General features: G+C 67.9%; 1 protein-coding gene. It reads right to left on the reverse strand.

Features of this window, described 5'->3' with window-relative positions:
* On the reverse strand, positions 1 to 1019 hold a 1019-nt coding region (locus D3A59_RS24935; protein WP_119157985.1), incomplete at both ends, for a TRAP transporter large permease.

The raw sequence follows: 1019 nt of genomic DNA on the forward strand, positions 1-1019 counted from the left end.
TGCAGCACGATGAAGGCGATGGAGCCCTTGTAGATCTGCGGCGTGGTGACGGCCGGGATGCGCTCGGCGGTGATGCGGTCGGTGTAGTCGCTGCGCGGCGCGACGCTGCGCAGGTAGAACAGCGCGAAGCCGAAGGGCGGCGTCAGGAACGAGGTCTGCAGGTTCATCGCCACGATCACGCCGAACCACACCAGGTCGATCCCCATCTTCTCGGCCACGGGCGCCAGGATCGGGATCACGATGAAGGCGATCTCGAAGAAGTCGATGAACATGCCCAGCACGAAGATCAGCACGTTCACGAAGATCAGGAAGCCGAGCGCGCCGCCGGGCAGCTTGTCGAACAGGTGCTCCACCCAGATGTGGCCGTCGGCGGCGTTGAAGGTGAAGCTGAACACGGTCGAGCCGATCAGGATGAACAGCACGAAGCACGACAGCCGCGTGGTGCTGTCCAGCGCCATCTTCATCAGGTTCAGGTTCAGCTGGCGGCGCGAGACCGCCATCACCAGCGCGCCGACCGCGCCCATCGCGCCGCCCTCGGTGGGCGTGGCGATGCCCAGGAAGATGGTGCCGAGCACGAGGAAGATCAGCACCAGGGGCGGGATCAGCACGAAGGTCACGCGCTGCGCGAGCTTGGACAGCAGGTTCAGCTTCAGGCCGCGGTCGAGCAGCGCCAGCGCCAGCGCCAGGAAGGCGGCCACGGTCAGCGAGGCGATCAGCGTCTCGTCGCCGGGCGCGGGCGTGCTGCGCTCGAGCATCGGGTTGACGATGCTCTCGTGCAGCTGCGACCAGGCGTAGCCCGCCACCGCGCACAGCAGCATCAGCAGGCCGAGCGAGCGGTGGCCGCTCGCGCCGTTGCTCTCGCGGTAGATGCGGGCTTCCGGCGGCAGCGGCGGCACCCAGGCGGGCTTGAACAGCGCGACCGCGACGACGAAGGCGATGTACAGCCCGATCAGCAGCAGGCCGGGGATCATCGCGCCGGCGTAGAGGTCGCCCACCGAGCGGCCGAGCTGGTCGGCCAT

Origin of the sequence: Caldimonas tepidiphila (assembly GCF_003569765.1) — a bacterium.
In the GTDB taxonomy this organism is placed as follows: domain Bacteria; phylum Pseudomonadota; class Gammaproteobacteria; order Burkholderiales; family Burkholderiaceae_C; genus Caldimonas; species Caldimonas tepidiphila.